At 34.8% G+C, this 24,099-nt stretch carries 14 protein-coding genes; 13 read left to right on the top strand and 1 reads right to left on the bottom strand.

Annotated elements, in window-relative coordinates; all coding sequences use genetic code 11:
* Nucleotides 1–121 precede the first annotated feature (121 nt).
* From SAGCYANO_RS50510 to SAGCYANO_RS19870, 10 genes are all read left to right on the top strand, one after another.
* Nucleotides 122–9,217 carry a glycosyltransferase gene (locus SAGCYANO_RS50510; protein ID WP_375339962.1) on the top strand — a complete coding sequence of 3,032 codons (9,096 nt, stop codon included), beginning with the start codon at nucleotides 122–124 and terminating at the stop codon, nucleotides 9,215–9,217.
* Nucleotides 9,218–9,616: 399 nt separating this feature from the next.
* On the top strand, nucleotides 9,617–9,772 hold the full coding sequence (locus SAGCYANO_RS19905; RefSeq protein ID WP_202221654.1) for a hypothetical protein: 156 nt from the start codon (nucleotides 9,617–9,619) through the stop codon (nucleotides 9,770–9,772).
* Nucleotides 9,773–10,052: 280 nt separating this feature from the next.
* On the top strand, nucleotides 10,053–10,292 hold the full coding sequence (locus SAGCYANO_RS50505; RefSeq protein ID WP_375339963.1) for an Rpn family recombination-promoting nuclease/putative transposase: 240 nt from the start codon (nucleotides 10,053–10,055) through the stop codon (nucleotides 10,290–10,292).
* 75 nt (nucleotides 10,293–10,367) lie between these two features.
* Nucleotides 10,368–10,511 carry a hypothetical protein gene (locus SAGCYANO_RS50500; protein ID WP_375339961.1) on the top strand — a complete coding sequence of 48 codons (144 nt, stop codon included), beginning with the start codon at nucleotides 10,368–10,370 and terminating at the stop codon, nucleotides 10,509–10,511.
* A 521-nt stretch (nucleotides 10,512–11,032) separates the two neighbouring features.
* Nucleotides 11,033–11,395, top strand: coding sequence for a hypothetical protein (locus SAGCYANO_RS19895; protein ID WP_202221653.1), 363 nt, complete (start codon nucleotides 11,033–11,035; stop codon nucleotides 11,393–11,395).
* Between the two features lie 95 nt (nucleotides 11,396–11,490).
* Complete coding sequence (locus SAGCYANO_RS19890) at nucleotides 11,491–12,177, top strand: class I SAM-dependent methyltransferase (RefSeq protein ID WP_202221652.1); 687 nt, start codon at nucleotides 11,491–11,493, stop codon at nucleotides 12,175–12,177.
* A 1,233-nt stretch (nucleotides 12,178–13,410) separates the two neighbouring features.
* Nucleotides 13,411–14,457 (top strand): bifunctional 2-polyprenyl-6-hydroxyphenol methylase/3-demethylubiquinol 3-O-methyltransferase UbiG, encoded by a 1,047-nt coding sequence (locus SAGCYANO_RS19885; RefSeq protein WP_202221651.1) that lies wholly within the window; start codon nucleotides 13,411–13,413, stop codon nucleotides 14,455–14,457.
* 41 nt (nucleotides 14,458–14,498) lie between these two features.
* A complete protein-coding gene (locus SAGCYANO_RS19880; protein WP_202221650.1) occupies nucleotides 14,499–15,833 on the top strand; it encodes a sulfotransferase in 1,335 nt (444 codons plus the stop codon).
* Nucleotides 15,834–16,149: 316 nt separating this feature from the next.
* Nucleotides 16,150–16,626: a sulfotransferase domain-containing protein gene (locus tag SAGCYANO_RS19875; RefSeq protein WP_202221649.1), complete on the top strand. Its 477-nt coding sequence runs from the start codon at nucleotides 16,150–16,152 to the stop codon at nucleotides 16,624–16,626.
* Between the two features lie 201 nt (nucleotides 16,627–16,827).
* Nucleotides 16,828–17,415, top strand: coding sequence for a sulfotransferase domain-containing protein (locus SAGCYANO_RS19870; protein ID WP_202221648.1), 588 nt, complete (start codon nucleotides 16,828–16,830; stop codon nucleotides 17,413–17,415).
* 260 nt (nucleotides 17,416–17,675) lie between these two features.
* Here SAGCYANO_RS19870 and SAGCYANO_RS19865 read toward each other — a convergent pair whose 3' ends face one another.
* Nucleotides 17,676–18,329, bottom strand: coding sequence for a PEP-CTERM sorting domain-containing protein (locus SAGCYANO_RS19865; RefSeq protein ID WP_202221647.1), 654 nt, complete (start codon nucleotides 18,327–18,329; stop codon nucleotides 17,676–17,678).
* A 570-nt stretch (nucleotides 18,330–18,899) separates the two neighbouring features.
* Between SAGCYANO_RS19865 and SAGCYANO_RS19860 the strand changes: the two genes are divergently transcribed.
* From SAGCYANO_RS19860 to SAGCYANO_RS19850, 3 genes are all read left to right on the top strand, one after another.
* Nucleotides 18,900–19,598: a bifunctional 2-polyprenyl-6-hydroxyphenol methylase/3-demethylubiquinol 3-O-methyltransferase UbiG gene (locus SAGCYANO_RS19860; RefSeq protein WP_202221646.1), complete on the top strand. Its 699-nt coding sequence runs from the start codon at nucleotides 18,900–18,902 to the stop codon at nucleotides 19,596–19,598.
* 804 nt (nucleotides 19,599–20,402) lie between these two features.
* Entirely contained in the window at nucleotides 20,403–21,677 is a 1,275-nt protein-coding gene (locus SAGCYANO_RS19855; protein WP_202221645.1) for a glycosyltransferase family 4 protein, read from the top strand.
* Nucleotides 21,678–22,090: 413 nt separating this feature from the next.
* The gene (locus SAGCYANO_RS19850) at nucleotides 22,091–24,082 is read left to right on the top strand and encodes a calcium-binding protein (protein ID WP_202221644.1); all 1,992 of its coding nucleotides are present in this window, start codon (nucleotides 22,091–22,093) and stop codon (nucleotides 24,080–24,082) included.
* Nucleotides 24,083–24,099 lie beyond the last annotated feature (17 nt).

Raw genomic sequence — 24,099 nt, 5'->3', positions numbered from 1 at the left:
GTCCTGATAACTTTGAATTCTCTTTGGAGACTAATTCGGACTTTGGTGCGATAATAACTTAATAACTCATAGCTGATAGCTGATAGCTGACTGCTGAATGCTTACAAAGGAGAAAAATTAGATGAAATCAACAGTTTTTATTATTACGGGAATGCACCGTTCGGGAACTTCATTAACAGCTTCTTTATTTCAGAGTGTAGGGGTAAATATTGGAGAGAAATTAGTGGGGCCGGAATATGGAAATGTTAGGGGGCATTTTGAAGATATCGAATTTGTGGAACTGCAAAAAGGAATATTAGGTTCCCAAGGTTTGGATGATTTAGGAAGTAATGTTGAAATTACAGAAATTCCCGTCAAAAAACAATATTTAAAAGCGGCTAAACGATTAATTAAAAACCGTCAAGAAACTCAAGAATTGTGGGGATGGAAAGACCCGAGAACTACTTTATTTTTAAACTTTTGGTTAGATTTATTACCAGATGCTAAGTTTATTTTTGTCTATCGTTCGCCGTGGGAAGTAGCAGACTCTCTTTATCGACGAGCTACGGATGAAAAATTATCGGAACAGCCAGAAATACCTGTGAAAATGTGGCTAAATTTTAATGAAAGAATTTTAGATTTTTATCGAAGTTTTTCTGGGCAATGTTTAATAGCAAGGGTTGATAGTATTGGCAAAAATCCTGAAGGTTTTATTCAAGCAGTTAACGATAAATTTGAAATAGATTTACCAACACCTCCCCCAGGAAATTTTGAAGAATCCTTATTAGTAAAGGATATTATTAAAACCAGTAGACCTAATCTCATAGAAAAATATTTCCCAGAAACGTTAGAGGTTTATCAACAACTAGAAAATATTGGTTTAGGTGGTGATTCAGGAGCAGAATTAATCGCAAATATTCAGTATGATTGCCAATTCTGGGAATTTCAGGATTGGTTGAATATTCGAGGTTTAGAAAAACAAATTAATCTGTTAGAAACGGATGTTGAAAAAAGGCAAGAATTTTTTCGAGAAGCACAGCAAAAGGTGGATAGTCTAGAAAAAGAGTTGGGTGAAACTCAGCAACAACTTGATAGTAGAGAAATTAAGCTGAAAGAATCTGCTAAAAAATTAGAAGCATTAGAAACAGAAATAGGAGAAACCCAAGCACTACTCGATGGCAAAGCAACAAAATTACAAGAATCTCAAACGAAAGTTGCTACATTAGAGAGAAAACTAGGACAGACTCAAGCTCAATTTGAAGGTGCCAAGATTAAACTAGATGATTCTCAAAAGAAAGTCATTAGATTAGAAATAGATCTAGGACAAACTCAAGCACAACTCGATAACTCAGCAACAAGATTTCAAGAAGCTTTAGCCAAAATATTAAGTCTAGAAACAGAACTAGGCAAAACTTTAGTTCAACTGGATGGTACTCAGATAAAACTAACTGAATCTCAGAAAAAGTTATTAGAGCTGGAAACAGAATTAGGGCAAAGTTTAGTTGAACTAGATAGAAACAAAATTAGGTTACAAGAATCTCATCAAAAAATAGGAATATTAGAAACAGAATTAGGTCAAACTCAACAACAACTAGACGGTAATCTAGTTAAATTACAAGCATCTCAAACCAAACTTCAACAGTTAGAGACAGAATTCGGGCAAACTCAACAAAAATTAGATGGCACTCAAGTAAAGTTAGTCGAGTCTCAAACCAAAATTCAACTGTTAGAAACAGAATTTGGGCAAACTCAACAAAAATTAGATGCTACTCAAATCAAATTAGGAGAATCTCAGAACAAAATTCAACTGTTAGAAACAGAATTTGGGCAAACTCAACAAAAATTAGATGCTACTCAAATCAAATTAGGAGAGTCTCAAACCAAAATTCAACTGTTAGAAACAGAATTTGGGCAAACTCAACAAAAATTAGATGGCACTCAAATAAAATTAACCGAGTCTCAGAACAAAATAGGAATATTAGAAACAGATTTAGGGCAAACTCAAACTACCCTCGAACAAACTCAAGCTGAATTGGGAAAAACTCAAACTACCCTCGAACAAACTCAAGCTGAATTGGGAAAAACTCAGACAATCTTGGGGGAAACTCAGACAATTTTGGGGGAAACTCAGACAATTTTGGGACAAACCGAATTTAATCTAGGGCAAACCCAAGCTCAACTCATAACCCAGCACTACGAAAATGAAACACTCAAGGCAGAAATTTCGGCGATGAAATCTTCTAAGTTCTGGAAGTTGCGAGAAAAATGGTCTGGGTTAAAACGGAAATTGAGTGGGTTGCAAATGCGCCTCATTTTCTCTATCGACTCTCCGGGCGATTGGCCAATCGCCCCTACGAATTTTGCTAATTCTCAAATAGAAATAGTAGGTTGGTGTTTTCGCAATACTGGTCTGGACATTGAAGCTATTCGTGCGAGAGTGGGAGAAGATTTTTTTGCAGGGAATTACCATATCGAACGACTAGATGTTGCCCAAAAGTTTCCAGATATTTCTGCTGCGAAAAATTCTGGTTTCCAAATCCCCCTACAACTATCCCCAGGAAATTATCAATTAATTCTGGAAGCTCAAGATAAAAAAGGAAAGTGGCATAAATTTGCCTCCTATCCAATATCGGTATCTACTGTGGAGGCAAATTTTGATGCTCCTACAAATTGGCAACTACGGGAGGGGGTAATTTTATTTGCTGGTTGGTGTTGCCATCCAGAACAGAAAATTACAAAGTTAGTTCTCAAATGTGGGGATATTTCGGTGGACTGTGCTTATGGTTTGCGTCGAAAGGATGTGGGTGAGGTTTTTCCAGACTTAGTCGGAAGTTCAGATAGTGGGTTTGAGGCAACGGTGGAACTTCCACCCGGAAAATGGGAGGTTAGTTTAGAAGCACATTTGGAAAATGGGGAAATAGTCGGTTTCCCTTGTTCGGAAGTTTTAAAACTAAGACGTTATAGTTTCTGGGAAAAAGCTAAGGATAAATTGGAGAAATTATCTAAGTTTGCTAAAGCTATTGGGAAACGGACTGCGGAAAGGAAGCAAAGGTTGGGTCGCATCATCCCCCTACCTTCAGAGTTACCTGGTATTGCCAGACAAATATTACAGATATATCGACAGCAACAATGGCAAGAAGGAGAATTATTAGCGCCTCCAGGATTTGTGATGCCAGAAACTGTGGATGTTTATGATGCTTGGTTGGCGGTGAATAATTGGGGCGATCGCTCGGTTCAATATTTAATTTCTCGGTTAGAGAGTTGCCAGGTAATTTTACCTAAAATTTCTGTGGTTATGCCAGTTTATAACCCACCCGTGGAATTTTTAGACAAGGCAATCGCCAGTGTACTAAACCAAGTGTACCAAAATTGGGAATTTTGTATAGCGGATGATTGTAGTAATTCAAATATTCGGGAATTTCTGACGGAAATAGCTGAGACGGACTCCCGGATTAAGTTAATATTTCGTTCTGAGAATGGAAATATTAGTGCTGCGACGAATTCTGCTGCTGAACTTGCGACGGGAGATTTTATTCTCTTTTTAGATAATGATGATGAACTTACTCCGGATGCTTTGGGAGAAGTGGCTTTATATTTAAGTCAAAATCCAGAGACGGACTTTCTCTATTCGGACGATGACAAAATTAATGTGGAAGGGAAAAGATTCGACCCTCAATTTAAGCCGGAATATTCTCCAGAGTTGTTACTTTCTTATATGTATATGGGTCATTTGTGTGTAGTTAGAAGGGAGATTTTTGAGAGGGTTGGAGGTTTAAGAATTGGTTTTGAAGGTTCTCAAGATTATGATTTTGCTTTAAGAGCAACGGAAATTTCTCGTGAAGTTGGGCATTTACCTTTGGTGTTATATCATTGGCGAACTTCTCCGGGTTCGACTGCTATTTCTGGTGGGGAAAAACCGAAAAGTTTTCTAGCAGGTCAAACAGCAGTTCAAGAAAGTTTAAAACGTCGTGGTGTGAAGGGAGATGTTTATCAACCAGATTGGGCAATGCGAGAAAATTTAGGAATTTTTCAGGCTATTTTTCCGGACGAAGGTGGGTTGGTGAGTATTATTATTCCGACTAAAAATCAAGTGAAGTTATTGAAGGGTTGTATTGAGTCTTTGAAAAAGACAACTTATCAGAATTATCAAGTATTTCTGATTGATAATGAAAGTGATGAGTCTGAGACTTTAGAATATTTGGCAAGTCTGAAAGGTTCATTTTCTGGTTCGGCAAATATATCGGTTCTTTCTATTCCTAATAGTGGGGGTAAGTTTAATTTTGCTGCAATTAATAATCGAGCTGTAGAACAGGTTGATAGTGAATATATTCTATTTTTAAATAATGATACGGAGGTTATTTCTCCTCATTGGTTAAGTCAAATGATTGGTTATGCACAATTCCCTAATGTTGGTGCGGTAGGAGCTAAATTAATTTATCCCGATAAAAGGATTCAACACGCAGGTGTAATTCATGGTTTACATCATGGTTTAGCAGGTCATGCTTTTAAATTATTACACAGTGAAAATAGGGGTTATCTTTCTCAAGCTTCTGTATCAAGAAATTATTCTGCGGTAACTGCTGCTTGTATGTTAACTTCTCGGCAATTATTTTTAGATTTGGGTGGTTTTGATGAGTCAAATTTTGCCGTTGCTTATAATGATGCTGATTATGGTTATCGACTTTTGGAAAAAGGTTATCGTTCAGTTTATTGTCCTGATGCTGAATTAATTCATAAGGAAGGAACCAGTCGTGGTTATTCTGATAATCCCCAGGAAGAAGCAAATTATCGTCAGAAATATTCTCAGATGGTAGATAGGTTTTATAGTCCTCATTTTTCTCTAGAAAGTGAATTATTTGAAATTCAACCAAAACGATGTTTTATTAAAAGTCAAAAGTCAAAAGTAAAAAGTAAAAATTTAGAAAGTGAACAGCTTTCAAGTCAAAATTCAAAAGTCAAAAGTCAAAAATTAGGAGCTAGGAATCAGGAGTCAGAGGTTAGGAGTCAGGAGTTAGAATCTCATAATTCTCAGCAAGAATTGCAAATAAATAATCCGGCAAAAGTTGGAAATTTCCCAAATAAACCACCAATAAATAATCCGAAACTAGAGGCAAATTCTCCAAATCAATCAGAAATAAATAGTCAGGCAAAATTTGATGATTCTCAGCAAGAATCACAAATAAATAATCCGGCACTAGAGGCAAATTCTCCAAATCAACCGCCAATAAATAGTCAGGCAAAAGTTGATGAGTCTCAGCAAGAATCACAAATAAATAATCCGGCACTAGAGGCAAATTCTCCAAATCAACCAGAAATAAATAATCCGGCAAAAGTTGGAAATTTCCCAAATCAACCACCAATAAATAATCCGAAACTAGAGGCAAATTCTCCAAATCAATCAGAAATAAATAGTCAGGCAAAAGTTAATGATTCTCAGCAAAAATCACAGATAAATAATCCGGCAAAAGTTGGAAATTTCCCAAATCAACCACAAATAAATAGTCCGACAAAAGTTGATGATTCTCAGCAAGAATCACAAATAAATAATCCAGCGCTAGAGGCAAATTCTCCAAATCAACCACAAATAAATAGTCAGGCAAAAGTTGATGAGTCTCAGCCAGAATCACAAATAAATAATCCGAAACTAGAGGCAAATTCTCCAAATCAACCAGAAATAAATAGTCAGGCAAAAGTTGATGAGTCTCAGTCAGAATCACAAATAAATAATCCAGCAAAAGTGGGAAGTTATCCAAATCAACCACCAATAAATAGTCAGTCAAAAGTGGATGAGTCTCAGCCAGAATCACAAATAAATAATCCGGCAAAAGTGGGAAATTTCCCAAATCAACCACAAATAAATAGTCAGGCAAAAGTTGATGATTCTCAGCAAAAATCACAGATAAATAATCCGGCAAAAGTTGGAAATTTCCCAAATCAACCACAAATAAATAGTCCGACAAAAGTTGATGATTCTCAGCAAGAATCACAAATAAATAATCCAGCGCTAGAGGCAAATTCTCCAAATCAACCACAAATAAATAATCCGGCAAAAGTTGATGATTCTCAGCAAGAATCACAAATAAATAATCCGGCAAAAGTTGGAAATTTCCCAAATCAACCACAAATAAATAGTCCGACAAAAGTTGATGATTCTCAGCAAGAATCACAAATAAATAATCCAGCACTAGAAGCAAATTCTCCAAATCAACCACAAATAAATAATCGGGCAAAAGTTGATGATTCTCAGCAAGAATCACAAATAAATAATCCAGCGCTAGAGGCAAATTCTCCAAATCAACCACAAATAAATAGTCCGACAAAAGTTGATGATTCTCAGCAAGAATCACAAATAAATAATCCAGCGCTAGAGGCAAATTCTCCAAATCAACCACAAATAAATAGTCAGGCAAAAGTTAATGATTCTCAGCAAAAATCACAGATAAATAATCCGGCAAAAGTTGGAAATTTCCCAAATCAACCACAAATAAATAGTCCGACAAAAGTTGATGATTCTCAGCAAGAATCACAAATAAATAATCCAGCACTAGAAGCAAATTCTCCAAATCAACCACAAATAAATAATCGGGCAAAAGTTGATGATTCTCAGCAAGAATCACAAATAAATAATCCAGCGCTAGAGGCAAATTCTCCAAATCAACCACAAATAAATAGTCCGACAAAAGTTGATGATTCTCAGCAAGAATCACAAATAAATAATCCAGCGCTAGAGGCAAATTCTCCAAATCAACCACAAATAAATAGTCAGGCAAAAGTTAATGATTCTCAGCAAAAATCACAGATAAATAATCCGGCAAAAGTTGGAAATTTCCCAAATCAACCACAAATAAATAGTCCGACAAAAGTTGATGATTCTCAGCAAGAATCACAAATAAATAATCCAGCACTAGAAGCAAATTCTCCAAATCAACCACAAATAAATAATCGGGCAAAAGTTGATGATTCTCAGCAAGAATCACAAATAAATAATCCAGCGCTAGAGGCAAATTCTCCAAATCAACCACAAATAAATAGTCCGACAAAAGTTGATGATTCTCAGCAAGAATCACAAATAAATAATCCAGCGCTAGAGGCAAATTCTCCAAATCAACCACAAATAAATAGTCAGGCAAAAGTTAATGATTCTCAGCAAAAATCACAGATAAATAATCCGGCAAAAGTTGGAAATTTCCCAAATCAACCACAAATAAATAGTCCGACAAAAGTTGATGATTCTCAGCAAGAATCACAAATAAATAATCCAGCGCTAGAGGCAAATTCTCCAAATCAACCACAAATAAATAGTCAGGCAAAAGTTAATGATTCTCAGCAAAAATCACAGATAAATAATCCGGCAAAAGTTGGAAATTTCCCAAATCAACCACAAATAAATAGTCCGACAAAAGTTGATGATTCTCAGCAAGAATCACAAATAAATAATCCAGCGCTAGAGGCAAATTCTCCAAATCAACCACAAATAAATAATCCGGCAAAAGTTGATGATTCTCAGCAAGAATCACAAATAAATAATCCGGCACTAGAAGCAAATTATCCAAATCAACCACAAATAAATAATCGGGCAAAAGTTAATGAGTCTCAGCAAAAATCACAAATAAATAATCCGGTAAAAGTTGGAAGTTCTCAAAATCAACCAGAAATAAATAATCGGGCAAAAGTTAATGAGTCTCAGCAAGAATCACAAATAAATAATCCAGCACTAGAAGCAAATTATCCAAATCAACCAGAAATAAATAATCCGGCAAAATTTGATGAGTCTCAGCAAAAATCACAAATAAATAATCTGGCACTAGAGGCAAATTCTCAAAATCAACCACAAATAAATAATCCGGCAAAAGTTGGAAATTTCCCAAATCAACCACCAATAAATAGCCAGGCAAAAGTTGATGAGTCTCAGCAAGAACCAGAAATAAATAATCCGGCACTAGAGGCAAATTCTCCAAATCAACCACAAATAAATGAACTGGTTAATTATAGTGAGGAAAACTTACTCGCTGAAATGAAAGACATTTTTCCCAGAATTAAATTATTGATGTGTAGTAATTCCCTAGATTTGACAGGTGCGCCACTTCATCAATTAGAAATTGTCCTAAAATTGGCAGATGATGGAATTATTGAACCAATAATCTTTTCGGTCAATGATGGAGAATTGAGAGAAATTTATCAACAGCATAATATTCAGGTAATTGTTCTAGATAATCCACTAGAACATATTTATCAAAGAGATATCTATGATGAAGCTTTAGCTAGTTTTGCCAAAGAAATAAAAGCACTAAATATTGATGTTATGTATGTCAATACTTTAGAAAACTTTTTCATGGTAGATGTCGCTCAAATGTTAAATATTCCCAGTGTCTGGAATGTACATGAAAGTCAACCTTGGCAAACTTATTTTAATCGGTTTGGTACACAGATAGCTGCTAGAGCATTAGAATGTTTCCGCTATCCCTATCGAGTAATTTTTGTGGCAGACGCTACTCGAAATAGATACTTACCTTTGAATAGTCATCACAATTTTACTGTCGTACATAATGGCTTAGATTTGCAGTTATTAAAATCTGCATCTCAGAAATGGTCAAAACAATCCGCAAGGTCAACTTTAGAAGTAAAAAATGATGAAATTGTCATTCTATTATTAGGTACTGTTTGTGAAAGGAAAGGTCAACAGGATTTAGTAAAAGCCTTATCATTTATCCCTGAAACAGAAAGCCAAAAAATCAAATGTTTTATAGTAGGCGATCGCCCAAATCTTTACAGTTTAAAATTACACGAACTTTTGACTGAATTACCAGAAGAAATTCAACAGCGAGTAGAAATAGTAAAAGAAACTCCTGAAACAGCAAAATATTATCAAGCAGCAGATATATTTGTTTGTACTTCCCGCGTCGAGAGTTTTCCCAGAGTAATATTAGAAGCAATGGCTTATAATTTACCCATAATTACTACTCCAGTATTTGGCATTGTTGAACAAATAAAACCAAATATCAATGGTTTATTCTATACTCCCGATAACCCAGAAGAATTAGCAAATGTTTTGACATCTTTGTTGACGGATGAAGCATTGCGTCATCGACTCGCAGGTAATTCCAAATATGTACTAGAGTCATTAAATACCTTTGCAGAAATGACAGAAACTTATGGTCAAATATTTCGCGAAGCATACTTTTCTTTAGACAAATTAGCACACAGGGATTATGGCAAAGATGTACGGATTAAGGGGTAGAAGACAGGAGACAGGAGACAGGAGACAGGAAAAATGGAAATTTAGAGGAGGTAGGAGTAAGAATTGTAAGAATGATTTTTCTGCCCAACTATGCGCCTAAAATATTAACTTTTTAAGGGCTAGGATACAGGAGACAGGAAACAGGAGAAATGGAAATTTAGAGGAGGTAGGAGTAAGAATTGTAAGAATGATTTTTCTGCCCAACTATGCGCCTAAAATATTAACTTTTTGAGCGTTTTAGATGTGATACCAGTAACTTTTTTCGACCACAAAAAGACTAAATTATTTATATGTCAATGCTTTTAGATTAGATCGGTAATCCCTAAATATGTACAGGTAAAACCAAATATTAATGGTTTATTCTATACTCCCGATCGCCCAGAAAAATTAGCAAATGTTTTGACATCTTTATTGACAGATGAAGCATTGCGTCATCGACTCGCAGGTAATTCTAAATATGTACTGGAGTCATTAAATACTTTTGCCGAAATGACAGAAACTTATAGTCAAATATTTCGCGAAGCATACTTTTCTTTAGACAAATTCAACTCTTAACTGGCTTAGTATAGCAGAAGGAAGAAAAAAGAAGTAATAAGGGAAAAGGTGTTTGGTTATTTAGGAAATTAGTTAGTTATCTACCATATAAGGAAGAAGGAAAAATCTGGCATTGTCTGAGTTTTAGGCTTTTGATATGCCCTAACTTTTCCTTCGACTTATATCATATCCGGATAATAGTTTGATAAAAAAACTTTCTCCCTTTGAACCAATATTTCCTTCTACTTTCTGCCTTCCTTTTAGCAAACTTACTTTGGGATTATAAAAATGATGTTTATTAATCCCAAATATAGATTTTGCCTTCAAGAAAATATTTGGTTCTGAACAAAGTAAAGATATTCTGATTAGTTTTTTAAACAGCATCCTTTATGACAGTCATCCTACTATCAAAGACCTACAAATTCTCAATCCCTATCTCGTACCTAAAATTCGAGGATTAAAAGATACTTATTTAGATGTTAAAGCCAAGGTTACTGGAAACAAAACTGTAATTATTGAAATGCAAGTTTTGAACTTATAAGGATTTGAAAAGCGGATTTTATATAATGCAGCTAAAGCTTATTCTACTCAGTTAGATTCAGGAGAAGATTACACTTTGCTAAATCCTGTTATTGGCTTAATTATTACAGATTTTGAAATGTTTTCTGGATTAGATAAAATTATTTCTCGCTTTTTGCTCAAAGAAAAAGATTATTTAATAGACTATCCTATTTATGACATTGAATTAGTCTTTGTATAATTGCCCAAATTTACTAAATAAATCTCATAATTAACAACAATTACTGATAAATGGCTGTATTTTATCAAGAGTGTAAAAAAATTTGATTATGTGCCAGAAAACATGAGGGAAGTGCCATAAATTAAAAAAGCATTTGAAGTTGCTAATCAAGCTGGTTTTAATAGAGAAAAATTTGAAAATTTTGAGGCACGGTAAACTTATATTGCCGACAAAAAAAATGCTATAAAAAGAGCCATTCGACAAGGAATTGAGCAAGGTATCCAACAAGGTAATCGAGAAGCTAAAATCGAAATTGCTAAACGATTACTAGAATTTTTAGATGCAGAAACTGTTAGTCAAAATACAGGTCTGAGTCTAGAATAAGTTCAAAACTTGAGAAACCAATGAGTAAGCATTTCCTACGGGTAGGAAAACCCTTTTGTATTCCCCTATTGCCTGTTGCCTGTTGCCTGTTGCCTTGCGCGTAGCGCTATAAAGTATGAACAATTGGTATTCAAATCGGCAAATTCTGAAAATAAATAATGTTTAATCTAGATTTTCCTAAAAGCACAGAAATAGATTACTTAACTAAATTTTCTGGTTGGTACATTTCTGAAAATAATCTCAATATTCAACTAAGTCTGTATCTAAATGGAAAACCTTATGCATCTCTTTTACATGGTGGATATCGACCAGATGTAGCTACTGCTTTTCCAGAAAAAAAATATGCTGGTCATAGTGGTTTTGGGGGCGAGCTTTTACTGCCCAAAAATATTAAACCAGAGACAGATATAAAAATAGAAATATTTGCCGATGGAAGAGAAAAATATTATTATTTCAAAATAAATTTAAGATTATTGGAAATATTCCTAACCAACCTCAACAGCAGAAAACTTTCAACCTAGAAAAATTATTAATTTGCCCTCAATGTGGAAACATAGCTGCACCATGTAATAAACAAAATTGCCCTGTATGGATAAGAAGAAATACTCCTCATATTTTGCAACCAGGAGATTTACCATTTATTAAACTCACAGAAACAGAAACTACCCATCCTTACTCAGAAGGAATTTTAACAGTATTAAATAAAATTGGAGAAAATGGAATAGTTTTAGATTTTGGCGCAGGTAACACTCAAAAAGAATATCTAAAGCCAAATATTTGTTACTTAGATGTGCAGCAATATCAATATACAGATGTCGTCTGCTCTACATTAAAATTACCATTTTCAGATAACTGTTTTGATGGCATAATTAGTCATGCAGTTTTTGAACATTTACCTAATCCATTTTTTACCGCAAAAGAACTTTATCGCATCTTAAAACCAGGAGGTTTAATATTTATTGAGACTGCATTTTTACAACCACTTCACGCTGACCCCAGCCATTATTTTAATATGACAATTCATGGTTTACGGCAAATTTTGTCAGACTTTGAAGAAATCAATAGTGGTATTTTTCCCCATCATTATCCATCCTATAGTATGATGATGTTGATTCAAACTGTCTGGCCTTATATTCAACAAAAAGAATGGCAAGAACGTTTAGAAGATTGGCACGCTTTTTTAGTACAAGAAGGTGATAATTTAGATATGGTATTAGGGGAAAAAGGGAGAGAAATTTTAGCAGCAGGAGTATTTTTTGAGGGTAAGAAACCTACAAAAAAATGTATTGTTGAAAATTCCTAAATATAGAGACTTCTAAAAATTGTGAACTTAGATATGAGGTTTCTCAAGTTACGGAATAATTAATAATTAATAATTAAATAATTCGCGCCTTGAAGCCTCCCCTTTTAAGGGGAAAAAAGCTGTCTAGGGATGGCGTTTGCTACTGCAAAGCTTTCTGTTCCGGAATGCTACCGCAAACGCTAACAGCGGAGCGGCTCTGATAAGAGTGGGTCTCGGAGCTGTCCGACCATCGACTAAGAGAAGAAATAATATTTCCTTATATTTAATTCCGTAACGGTTAAAACCCGAGGTAATTATCAATTATCCATTATCAATTAATGAATAAGATACAGTTTTTTTCTTATTTTCTACTCCCTATTCCCTAAAACAAAGAAATTTTTTACCGAAAAATTATGGTCTAAAGCCTCCCCTTTTAAGTTATCTCTTACCCATAAGTCTGAAACCCTTGGGGGGAAAAGGGGAGCAGGGAGCAGGGGAGAAAGGAGAAAGAATCATAGTAGCTAAATAAAACTACTGAAGTTGTCAAAAAATGTACTTTTTCATACATTTTGTCTCCCGAAAAAGCCGAACCAATACTCATCCATGACTTTTCTATTTTGTCAAGTTTTATATTAAGAAAGATGTGGGTAATGGATAGCCTTTTAAGGGAATAAAAAAAGAAAATATTTCAAATTTAAAGCCTCCTTATTGTAGAGGTACTGATAACTAAAATGACCTCACGCTTCTTGGGAATTGCTATATGAAAATTTGATTGTTCTTTCAATGTATAATATCAACTTTAAAAAAGAATATTACGAATAATAAGCATTAGCCAAAAGATTTTATACCGGATCTCTATTTGATGAAAAAGATAAATTTTTTTTGGGGATAAACGAAATTTCAACTATTTATACTAACTACTGACTGCTAGCAACAGTTGTGGGTATTTGTAGCAAAAATTTATCAAAATAATTGGGTCGCACAACCCCGTCTTTTAAGGTGAAATATTTTTGGAGAGTTACTCAAAATCCCTGTTACAAAAATAACTTCTGACTTCTGAATTATGACTTCTGACTTCATTAACGCCCTTGATATTACTTGTTCCCTAAAAGCTTCGATATAGCAAAGAACGAGTTAGTTAGGACATAGACTGATGATGAAGCAAAGAAGGGGAAAGATTTTTCCTACTGTTCCCTATTACCTGTTCTCTGTTCCCTGCTATATAATATTTCACAATTAAAATAAAATTTTTATATGTCAGAAAATAATTTCAATAATCAGCATCAGAGTCAAGCCCAAAAATATTGGCAAACAAATCCAAAAGCAGCTTTAGTAAATAGTAATCAGTGGGTATCTAATTTGATTATTGAAAAAGCTATTAATAAAAGAATCTCTGGTGGAGAAACAGAAAAATATTGGCTAGCTTGGTTGATAGAAGATTTTTTTGCTGGCAGAAAATTTGATAGTTTATTATCTATTGGTTGTGGCGTTGGTAATCATGAAATACTAATGACAAAGTTAGGTTTGGCTAAGAATATTGATGCCTTTGATTTTTCTGAATCTGCATTAGAAATTGCTAGAAGAGAAGCAGAAAAAGCTGGAGTTAAGATTAATTTTTACCAAGATAATTTTAATACTTTTACTCTTAACAAAAAATATGACCTAATAACGTGCTTTGGTTCTTTGCATCATGTGAAAGAATTCGAACACTGTTTATCAACAATCAAAAATCACTTAAAACCTCAAGGTTATGTAATCTTAAATGAGTATATTGGTGATTGCTTCAATATTTATGAACAACAACAATTAGATATTATTAATCGTATATATAATTGCTTTGATGATACTCTAAAATCTGTCAAAGTCTCAAAATATAAAAGCCCAAGTATTGAAGAAGTATTTACAGTAGACCCATCTGAAGCAGTACGTTCAAAATTGATATTGGCATTTATCAAATACTACTTTCATATAGAAGTTTTGAATCACTATGGCGGTGGATTAATTAACGAACTATATCAACTACTAGATAGTAATCAATTTATTACTGAAGACCCCAAAGGAGAAACAATAATCAGATTATTGCTGGAATTTGAGAAAATCTTAATGGAAATTCCAGGAGGCTTAAAAAGTGATTTTTGCTTATGTATTCTCCGACATAAAACCTTAAAAAAACAATCCCAAAAACCTGATTTTTTGATAATTGGAGCGCAGCAATGTGGTGTAAATTATTTACATAAATATATTTTTAAACATCCTAAAGTAGCAGGAGTTAAACAACCACCATTACATTTTTTGATCTAAATTTTCATCAAGGAATAAACTGGTATAAAAATCAATTTGTAGTGGAAGAAGAAAGTGATTTAATTACAGGAGAATCAAGCTCTTACTATTTATTTCATCCTCTTGTTCCCCAAAGAGTTTACAATTTCTATCCTAATATAAAGTTGATTGTAATACTAAGAAATCCTATAGATAGAGCAATCAACCACTACTACCATGAAGTAAAATTAGGTTATGAATCTTTAAGTTTATCAGAAGCGATCGCTGCAGAATCTAACCGTTTAGAAGGAGAAGTAGAGAAAATTATAGAAACAGAAACATATTACAGTTTTAACCATCAACACTACACATATTTATCTCGCGGTAAATACGTCGAGCAACTACAAAATTGGATGAAATTTTTCCCAAAAGAACAATTTTTAATTCTGCAAAGTGAAGACTTGTTTAATCATCCTCAAGAAACTATGAACAAAGTATTTAAGTTTCTCGATTTGAAGCCAGAATTAATAGATGATTATATAGATGGCAAGGAAGAACAAACACCTGAAATTAACTCTGAAACATACCAGCAATTAACAGAATACTTTCAACCCTATAACCAGAAACTAAATGAATATATTGGCATCAAATTCCACAAAAAAATCGACCATCCAATCAACTATCAAAAGCCACATTTTCTCATAATTGGCGCTCAGAAATGTGGCACTAATTCCTTATATAACTATTTAGTACAACATCCTTTAGTTGCAGCATCCTTACAACATGAAATTCATTACTTTGACTTAAATTTTGACCAGGATTTAAAATGGTATAAATCGCAATTTCCCGAATTAGAGCCAGGAATAATTACAGGAGAATCAAGTCCTTACTATTTATTTCATCCTCTCGTACCCCAACGAGTTTTTGATATATATCCTCAGATGAAATTAATTATTTTGTTGAGAAACCCAGCAGAAAGAGCAATTTCTCACTATTATCACGAAGTTAGATTAGGAACTGAAACATTAACCTTGAAAGAAGCGATCGCTTCTGAACAAACTCGTCTAAAAGGAGAAGTTGAAAAAATCATTCAAACAGAAACATATTACAGTTTTAACCATCAACATTATACATATCTAGCAAGAGGCAAATATATTGAACAACTGCAAAATTGGATGAATATTTTTCCCAAGGAACAATTTCTCATCCTCAAAAGTGAAGACTTATTTAGTCACCCTCAAGAAACCATGAACAAAGTCTTTAAATTCTTAGAACTACCTGCACATTTTTCAGAAGAATATCTTCAATATAATTCTGGCAATTACTCAAAACCTAGTACAGAAATATATCAGGAATTAATAGAATATTTCCAACCCTATAATCAAAAATTAGCTGAATATATGAAAATTAATTTGTAAGCATTCAAATTTTGAAATATAGTCTCGCTAAAAGCTTTGAAAAATCTGTATCGTACTATTTTCCTAAAGCAACATTTAAGACTTGAAACGCCACTACCTAATACCATTTCTCCATGAAGTTGCGCTAAATATAAATAAAGATGATAATCTTCAGTTTAATAAGGTCTGAACAATAATTATTAAGCGCATTGTTACAGAGAAATGGTATCAATCTCAATTTCCCGAATTAGAGCTAGGAATAATTACTGGAGAATCAAGTCCTTACTATTTATTTCATCCCCTAGTAGCTCAAAGGATTTTTGATAAATATCCTCAGATGAAACTAATAGTTATTTTGATAAATCTAGCAGAAAGAGCAATTTCTCACTATTATCACGAAGTTAGATTAGGAACTGAAACATTAACCTTGAAAGAAGCGATCGCTTCTGAACAAACTCGTCTAAAAGGAGAAGTTGAAAAAATCATTCAAACAGGAACATATTACAGTTTTAACCATCAACATTATACATATCTAGCAAGAGGCAAATATATTGAACAACTGCAAAATTGGATGAATATTTTTCCCAAGGAACAATTTCTCATCCTCAAAAGTGAAGACTTATTTAGTCACCCTCAAGAAACTATGAACAAAGTATTTCAATTTTTAGAACTACCTGCACATTTCTCAGAAGAATATCTTCAATATAATTCTGGCAATTACTCACAACCTAGTACAGAAATATATCAGGAATTAGTAGAATATTTCCAACCCTATAATCAAAAATTAGCTGAATATATGAGAATTAATTTGTAAGCATTCAATTTTGGAAATATAGCCACATTAAAAGCTTTGAAAAATCTGTATCGTACTATTTTACTCAAGCAACATTTAAGACTTGAAACGCCACTACCTGATACCATTTCTCCATGAAGTTGCGCTAAATATAAATAAAGATGATAATCTTCAGTTTAATAAGGTCTGAACAATAATTATTAAGCGCATTGTTACAGAGAAATGGTATCTCAATTTTCAGAATTAGAGCCAGGAATAATGACTGGAGAATCACGTTATTACTATTTATTTCATCCCCTAGTAGCTCAAAGAGTTTTTGATAGATATCCTCAGATGAAACTAATAGTTATTTTGATAAACCCAGCAGAAAGAGCAATTTCTCACTATTATCACGAAGTTAGATTAGGAACTGAAGAATTAACTTTGAAAGAAGCGATCGCTTCTGAACAAACTCGTCTAAAAGGAGAAGTTGAAAAAATCATTCAAACAGGAACATATTACAGTTTTAACCATCAACATTATACATATCTAGCAAGAGGCAAATATATTGAACAACTGCAAAATTGGATGAGTATTTTTCCCAAAGAACAATTTCTTATCCTCAAAAGTGAAGACTTATTTAGCCACCCTCAAGAAACTATGAACAAAGTATTTCAATTCTTAGAACTACCTGCACATTTTTCAGCAGAATATATTCCATATAATTCTGGTAATTACTCACAACCTAGTGCAGAAATATATCAGGAATTAATAGAATATTTCCAACCCTATAATCAAAAATTAGCTGAATATATAAAAATTAATTTGTAAGCATTCAAATTTTGAAAGATAGTCTCGCTAAAAGCTTTGAAAAATCTGTATCATACTATTTTCCTAAAGCAACATTTAAGGCTGGACACGCCACTACCTAATACCATTTCTCCATGAAGTTGCGCTTAATATAAAAATGAGAATAGTCAGTTTAATAAAGTCTGAGCAATAATTATTAAGCACATTGTTACAGAGAAATGGTATAAGTTACCAAAGTAGTTTGTGGAAATAATTAGTTTCCCCAGAGATTAATTCGATAATTATTTTTCTGGAGCTCTCTTGATGGAAGCTGTACCTAATAAACCTGCTACTACTAAACCTAAGAGTGAAGATGGTTCAGGTATAGGTTCTGCTATAAGCTCTGCGCTACCACTGATTGAATCAACTCGGAATCCAGAACTGATTCCAAAGTCAAATGCGATAAAGTCTAAGGTATTTAATCCGGAAACAAATCCGTCATTAATACTGAAAGAATCTAGATTCCTAAAGCCAGAACTCGTCTGTCCAGTCGATATTCCGTTAATTAGGATATCAAGCCCTTCATTGTCCACAGCCCATTCACCTGAAATTGAGGCGGTGTTAGGATCGAATCCAGTTAGGTCGAAAGTAGTCCTAAAAGTACGAGTAACATTGGTGGGTTGACCAGTTGCCGTTTCCCAAATCCAGCGAGAATTTGAATTGTTAGGAAACCAAACCGAAGGAACATTAGCCTGATTCACAACGATACCAGAACTTGTCGTTTCTAAAATATTATAGTTAGGATCGGCAACACCATCTCCAAGAATCGTACCAGAACTATCAACTCCAGTAGGAAATAGGTCAGGAATAGGAATATTCTCCGCATTAGATGGAACAGCCGACAAAGCAATTCCTGCACTTAGTCCGGCTATGGATAAATAATTAACTAATTTCATGTTTTTGATTTTTGATTTTTTCAAAAATATCTAGAAGAAGGGTAAAGGAGGCAGAATATGCTACCTATAAATAATAATATATTAGCAGACAACCATAAAATACTGCAATAAAAATATCATTAAAATAATAAATATTACATATTAAATATTTAACTAGACTAATCTTCTTTCTAACCAAAAACTAAATGAATATATTGGCATAAAGTTAAAAATATCCAAAAAAGTCATAAACAAAGTTGATTGTGAATATCTAGAGAAAATCGCTTTTTTTAAACCATTACAAAACAGTATATTTAACATTTTATTTAGTCGATTTATTAATATAACAATCATAAATAATTTGTAGAAAATCTAAGGATATATAAAAACTATGGAAATTTTATCCCTGTTCCCTATTCTCTAAATTAAAAGATATTTTTCGCAACTAAAATTTGATTGCTATATTTATAGTAAGGAACGAGTTGCTTAGGACATTGATTAATGATGACTTTAGACAGAGAAATTATTTTCCCACTGTTGCCTGTTCCCTATTCTCTGCTATAACTAAAAACTCATAAATAAACAACAAAAATGACTATTGATTACGAAAATGCTTGGGAAGAATATGCAAAAAAATGGCAAGAAAATCATCCCGAATTAACTAATATAGGTGACGAATGGATAGGCAAAGCAGCAGGAGCAGCCAACTCATTAGCAGAATATGAAAAATTAATCGAACAAAAATTTATAGCACCATATATCAATCAAAAACATACAGTACTAGAAATAGGTATTGGTGGAGGACGTACCGCAGAATTGTTACTTAAATATTGCCAAAAATTAATATGTGCAGATATTTCCAATTCTATGTTAAATGCTACTAAAAATAGACTTGGCGAAACCAGAGTAAAATATCTCAAACTTGATGGAATAACATTAAATAGAATTGACTCAAAAACAGCAGATGTTTGTTTTTGTTACGACACAATGGTACATTTAGAACCCAGAGATATTTTTAATTACTTAACTCAAATTCCGCGAATATTACGAGGACAAAAGCTTTGCATATTTCACCACACAAATACCCTCAGCGATTTAGGTTGGCAAAGATTTCTCAAAGATTGGGATAAAAATCTTATGGGAAAACGAAACGGAACCGCTCACTCAGTAATGACTAATGCAATAATGGAGAAATTTCTATCCCATCTCAAATATAAAATTATTCATCAAGATACTGATTCAGTTCCTAGAGATTGTATTTGGATATGTCAGGCACCAGACATTATTTAGGGGTTGCGGAAAAAGTCTTTTTAAGGAGTAGGGGAGTAGGGGAGTAGGGGAGTAGGGGAGTGGGGGAGTAGTTAGGAAGAACCGAGAATAGAATTTAATTAGGAGGTAGTCGAATATATTTGTCAGAGTGATTTTTCTGGAATTATTCTGCCTTTTATGCTAACTTTTTGAGAGTTTTAGACCTAATAAAAGGCACTTTTCCCCACCATAAAAAGGCTTTAGCTAATATCAGTCAATGCTTAAAAATTTAATCAGTAAATTCTATTTAAACGTAAGCATTCAGCCATCAGCTATTAGCTATCAGCTATTAATTTTGGGAAAGGTAAAAGCAACCTTTGAAATTGAGAAAGAATAAAAAATTACTGCCAAAGTCCCCTGACTAAACCCTAGAAGTAATTATTAATTAAGGCTTGCTGAATAAATCTAAAAGTATTAACATATATAAGGTTTGATAATTTTTTAGTTGAAAAAGTTCAACTTTTTAAGTCATAATGGTTCAAAAAATTAGCATTTTAGGCGCATAGTTGTGCAGAAAAATCAAGGGACAATTCTTCCTCCTAACCTACTCGCTCATTCCCATTTATCCCCTCCACGGTCGGGGTTAGGGGTGGGTTGTCTCCTGTCTCCTGTCTCCTACCCTCACCCATAAGACTTTTTCAGCAAACCCTAATTACTAATTGCTGAAGAGCGTAGTTCCTCCGGAGGAGGCTAGCTGACTGCTAATAGCTGTTGGCGCAGCATTCCCCAGGAAATGCTTACATTTAAACATTAAAAAATAATCATAAATAATACAAATTAGAACTTATGAAATATCTATTTCTACACCCAAACTTTCCTGCCCAATATCGTCATATTATTACCGCCTTAGGAGCAAATCCTAACAATCAAGTTGTATTTGGCACAAAAAACGAACGGCCAGAGTGGAAAATACCAGGAGTTCACAAAGCATTATTCAAACCAAGTCGCGAACCCCGTCCAGAAACCCATCACTACGTCCGTCCCCTAGAAAGTGCAGTAATTTATGGACAAGCCGTATTTAGAACCGCAGAACAACTCAAAGCACAGGGATTTGTGCCAGATATCATTTGTGGCCACTCTGGCTGGGGACCCACCTTATTTGTCAAAGAAGCATTTCCTAACACCCCACTTCTTTGCTACTTTGAATGGTTCTATCATTCTTATGGTTCTGATGCTGACTTCGACCCCGCAGAACCCTTGACAGTAGATGATATGGCCAGAATAAGAGTAAAAAATGCTCCCATACTAATAGACTTGTACACCTGTGATTGGGGTTTATCCCCCACATATTGGCAGCGGTCGCAATTTCCCACAGAACTCCAAAGCAAACTATCAGTACTCCACGATGGAGTAGATGCAGACTATTTCAAACCAAACCCAGGGGCAAAATTAGTACTACCTAACTTAGACCTGTCCGGTGTTGATGAACTTGTTACCTATGTAGCGCGAGGAATGGAACCCTATCGGGGATTCCCAGAATTTATAGAAGCGATCGCCTATCTCCAAGAAAGGAGACCCAACTGCCATGTAGTAATAGTCGGTTCTGAAAGAGTTTGCTACGGTAAATCCTTACCCAATGGTAAAACTTACAAACAAGAAATGTTAGAAAAAATACCCTTGGACTTATCACGAGTTCACTTCGTTGGGTCATTGCCCTATGGTCTATACTTAAAAGTTATTCAAGCATCTGATGTTCATGTCTACCTGACCAGACCCTTTGTTCTGTCATGGTCTATGATTGAGTCTCTATCCACTGGTTGTTTAATTGTAGGCTCAGATACACCTCCTGTGAGGGAAGTTATTGAGGATGGTGAAAATGGCCTATTAGTAGACTTCTTCTCCCCCAAACAGATAGCTGACCGCATCGATGAAGTGTTGGATCACCCAACTCGCATGGCAGAAATCCGTGTCAAAGCCCGCCAAACAGTTTTAGAGCGATATGCTCTTTCCAACTTATTAGTAAAACATTTAGAACTAATTCATCAAGTTGCTAACCGTAGCTTACAACTAAAAGATATAGGTATGGAAAAAAAGCAACCTCTAACCTCATATAAACTATAGTGCCGCTACGCGGAAGTTAAAAGTCAAAAGTATTGATGTTTTAGGATTTTGTAACTGGTCAGTTATTTCCGCCATCCTGCACTAGATACATTAAAAATCAACCATACTATATGGGAACCTAAAATCAACTATCTACGTCCTCCGATAATGTTAAGACTATAATCAATCATTAAAAAATATGCTGCCTTACTATAAATACTAGATTGTACTTAAAAGTCAATAATGGTAAACCCAGAGGCAGATGGTAGGCCAAATTTTGGCTGATAATTTTTGTAGTTAAAAGGCTAGACTTATTCCAGATAAACAGGTTAAACTACAGCCGAATATAAAATTACTGGTATTTGTTGGTAGTTTAGCCAAACAAAACAATTGTCCATATATTAGATATAATCGATGTAGAGGAGTGAAACGGTATGGTAACATTAACTGATGAAGATAACGTGTTCGATCAGGAAGTTTCTGGGAATATAGTACCTGATACAATTAATGGTATTGCTGGAGACGACAGTATAGCTACTTCTACCTTGGGTGGCAGTCTAGTTAGAGGTGGAGATGGAAACGATACACTGATAGCCAGAGGTCCTTCTGGTATTAACAGCTCTGGTCAAGCAGATACTCTCGAAGGTGGGAGAGGGAATGACTCCCTGGAATTCCGAGCTGTTGCTGGTTTTGGATTTGGAGATGGTGACAATGATACCTTAGTCGCTCTTTCCCGTACTAGCCTTTATGGAGGTCAGGGAGATGACTTTCTCCGTGGTCTGATTGGAGAGAACTGGTTCTCTGCCAATCAAGGCAATGATATCCTACTTATACGCGCAAGAGATAGTCTTTATGGTGGCAGGGACAATGACACTATTAGTGTTTTTACTCCGGAAGTAGTAGAGGCACTTGATTTTGACACCTTACCTAGATTTACAGGTGACACAGGTCAAGGCCAAAACTTTATTTCTGCAAACCGACAAGAAGACTTAGTTGTTGCTTTTGGCGATCGCGATACTATCTACGGCGGTAAAGATAATGACACGTTATATTCTTTGGGTAACCAAGTCCGTTTAAGTGGAGATAATGGCAATGATGTAATAATTCAGCTAAATCAGGAAACTGTAGGAACTCCTACTAATAGCACAGATATAGCTTTAACTTCAATAGAAAGGTCTACTCTACTAGGTGGTGGAGGTAATGACTCTATTCAAGGTGCAGTAGGGCCATTTGGTGATGGTAGAAATTCCTTAGATGGTGGAGCTGGCAACGATACTCTCAGAGGCCAAGCTTCAAGAGATACCTTGGTTGGTGGTGGAGGTAATGACTTCATTACTACTGGTTTGCTTGAAGAAAACGAAGATAAATTTAGTACTAATGGTATAGCACTTAACACTCCCGGTTTTGCTGGTCAAAACAGATTAGATGGTGGTGCGGGTAACGATACTCTAATATCAGGCTTTTTATCAGATACTATGATTGGTGGTCAGGGAAATGATTGTCTCAGTGGTATCTTTAGTCGTGTGGATGGGGGCGAGGGTAACGATACGATTGATGCTACAAGTATCAGTACCAATGCTTCGGGTGGTGCTAGTATTGAAGTTACTCTGATTGGAAGTTCAGGTAATGATATCCTTTTGGGTAGTACTCAGGCTGATGTCACAAACTTCTTTAATGGTGGTACAGGTAATGACTTTATTCAGTTTGGTGGAACAAACGACCAGTTAATTGGAAATACACAAGGTAACGATACAATCATAGCATTTCAGGGTGGAGGTACAGCACCATTCTTAATAGAAGATACTCAAGGTAGTAATACTTTAAGTGGAGCTAATGGAGCAGACACCTTAATTACTGGAGCGGGTGATGATTCTATTGTGGGTGGTACTGCAGAGGACTCAGAGGGAGATAGTATTAGTGCTGGAGCAGGGGATGATGTAATATTTGGCCGTGGAGGAAGAGATACTATTGTTGGTGGTGCAGGTGACGACTATATTGCACCTGGCCTTGGTACAGGGGATTCCTTAATTGGTGGTCAAGGTAACGATAGCTTTGCTTATTTTACCGTTGGGGAAGATGCTCAAAGGAGTGTTATCGTAGATTTCGATCCTTCTGATGACCGGATACTTCTAGACTTGAATGGATTTGGTTTGGAAAATTCCAGCAAAAACTCAGTTATTAGTAGTAATGATTTTGTTCTTCTCGATCCAGGTGATAACTATCAAGATAGTGATGCTCGGGGTACAACTGCTGTAATTATCTATGAACCAGCTCCTTTAAATGGAGATGGAGAAGAGATAGATTCAGGTATATTGAGGTACGACCCCAATGGTACGGAAGCAAATAATGAAGATAATCCTATTGTTACTATTGCTCGTCTCAACGGTAATCCAAATTTACTACAAAGCGACATCTTTATTATCTAATCTTAGAGATTAAACAA

Source organism: Okeania sp. KiyG1, from assembly GCF_014132355.1.
In the GTDB taxonomy this organism is placed as follows: Bacteria; Cyanobacteriota; Cyanobacteriia; order Cyanobacteriales; family Microcoleaceae; genus Okeania.
Note: the sequence above shows the minus strand (reverse complement) of the source record. Positions and strands in the feature narration are given on the sequence as shown.

Bases quoted from the DNA above. Each gene is read 5' to 3' on its own strand.
- SAGCYANO_RS50510 (WP_375339962.1), top strand. From the start codon at position 122: ATGAAATCAACAGTTTTTATTATTACGGGAATGCACCGTTCGGGAACT.
- SAGCYANO_RS19895 (WP_202221653.1), top strand. From the start codon at position 11,033: ATGTTTAATCTAGATTTTCCTAAAAGCACAGAAATAGATTACTTAACT.
- SAGCYANO_RS19885 (WP_202221651.1), top strand. From the start codon at position 13,411: ATGTCAGAAAATAATTTCAATAATCAGCATCAGAGTCAAGCCCAAAAA.
- SAGCYANO_RS19875 (WP_202221649.1), top strand. From the start codon at position 16,150: ATGAAACTAATAGTTATTTTGATAAATCTAGCAGAAAGAGCAATTTCT.
- SAGCYANO_RS19870 (WP_202221648.1), top strand. From the start codon at position 16,828: ATGGTATCTCAATTTTCAGAATTAGAGCCAGGAATAATGACTGGAGAA.
- SAGCYANO_RS19865 (WP_202221647.1), bottom strand. From the start codon at position 18,329: ATGAAATTAGTTAATTATTTATCCATAGCCGGACTAAGTGCAGGAATT.
- SAGCYANO_RS19860 (WP_202221646.1), top strand. From the start codon at position 18,900: ATGACTATTGATTACGAAAATGCTTGGGAAGAATATGCAAAAAAATGG.
- SAGCYANO_RS19855 (WP_202221645.1), top strand. From the start codon at position 20,403: ATGAAATATCTATTTCTACACCCAAACTTTCCTGCCCAATATCGTCAT.
- SAGCYANO_RS19850 (WP_202221644.1), top strand. From the start codon at position 22,091: ATGGTAACATTAACTGATGAAGATAACGTGTTCGATCAGGAAGTTTCT.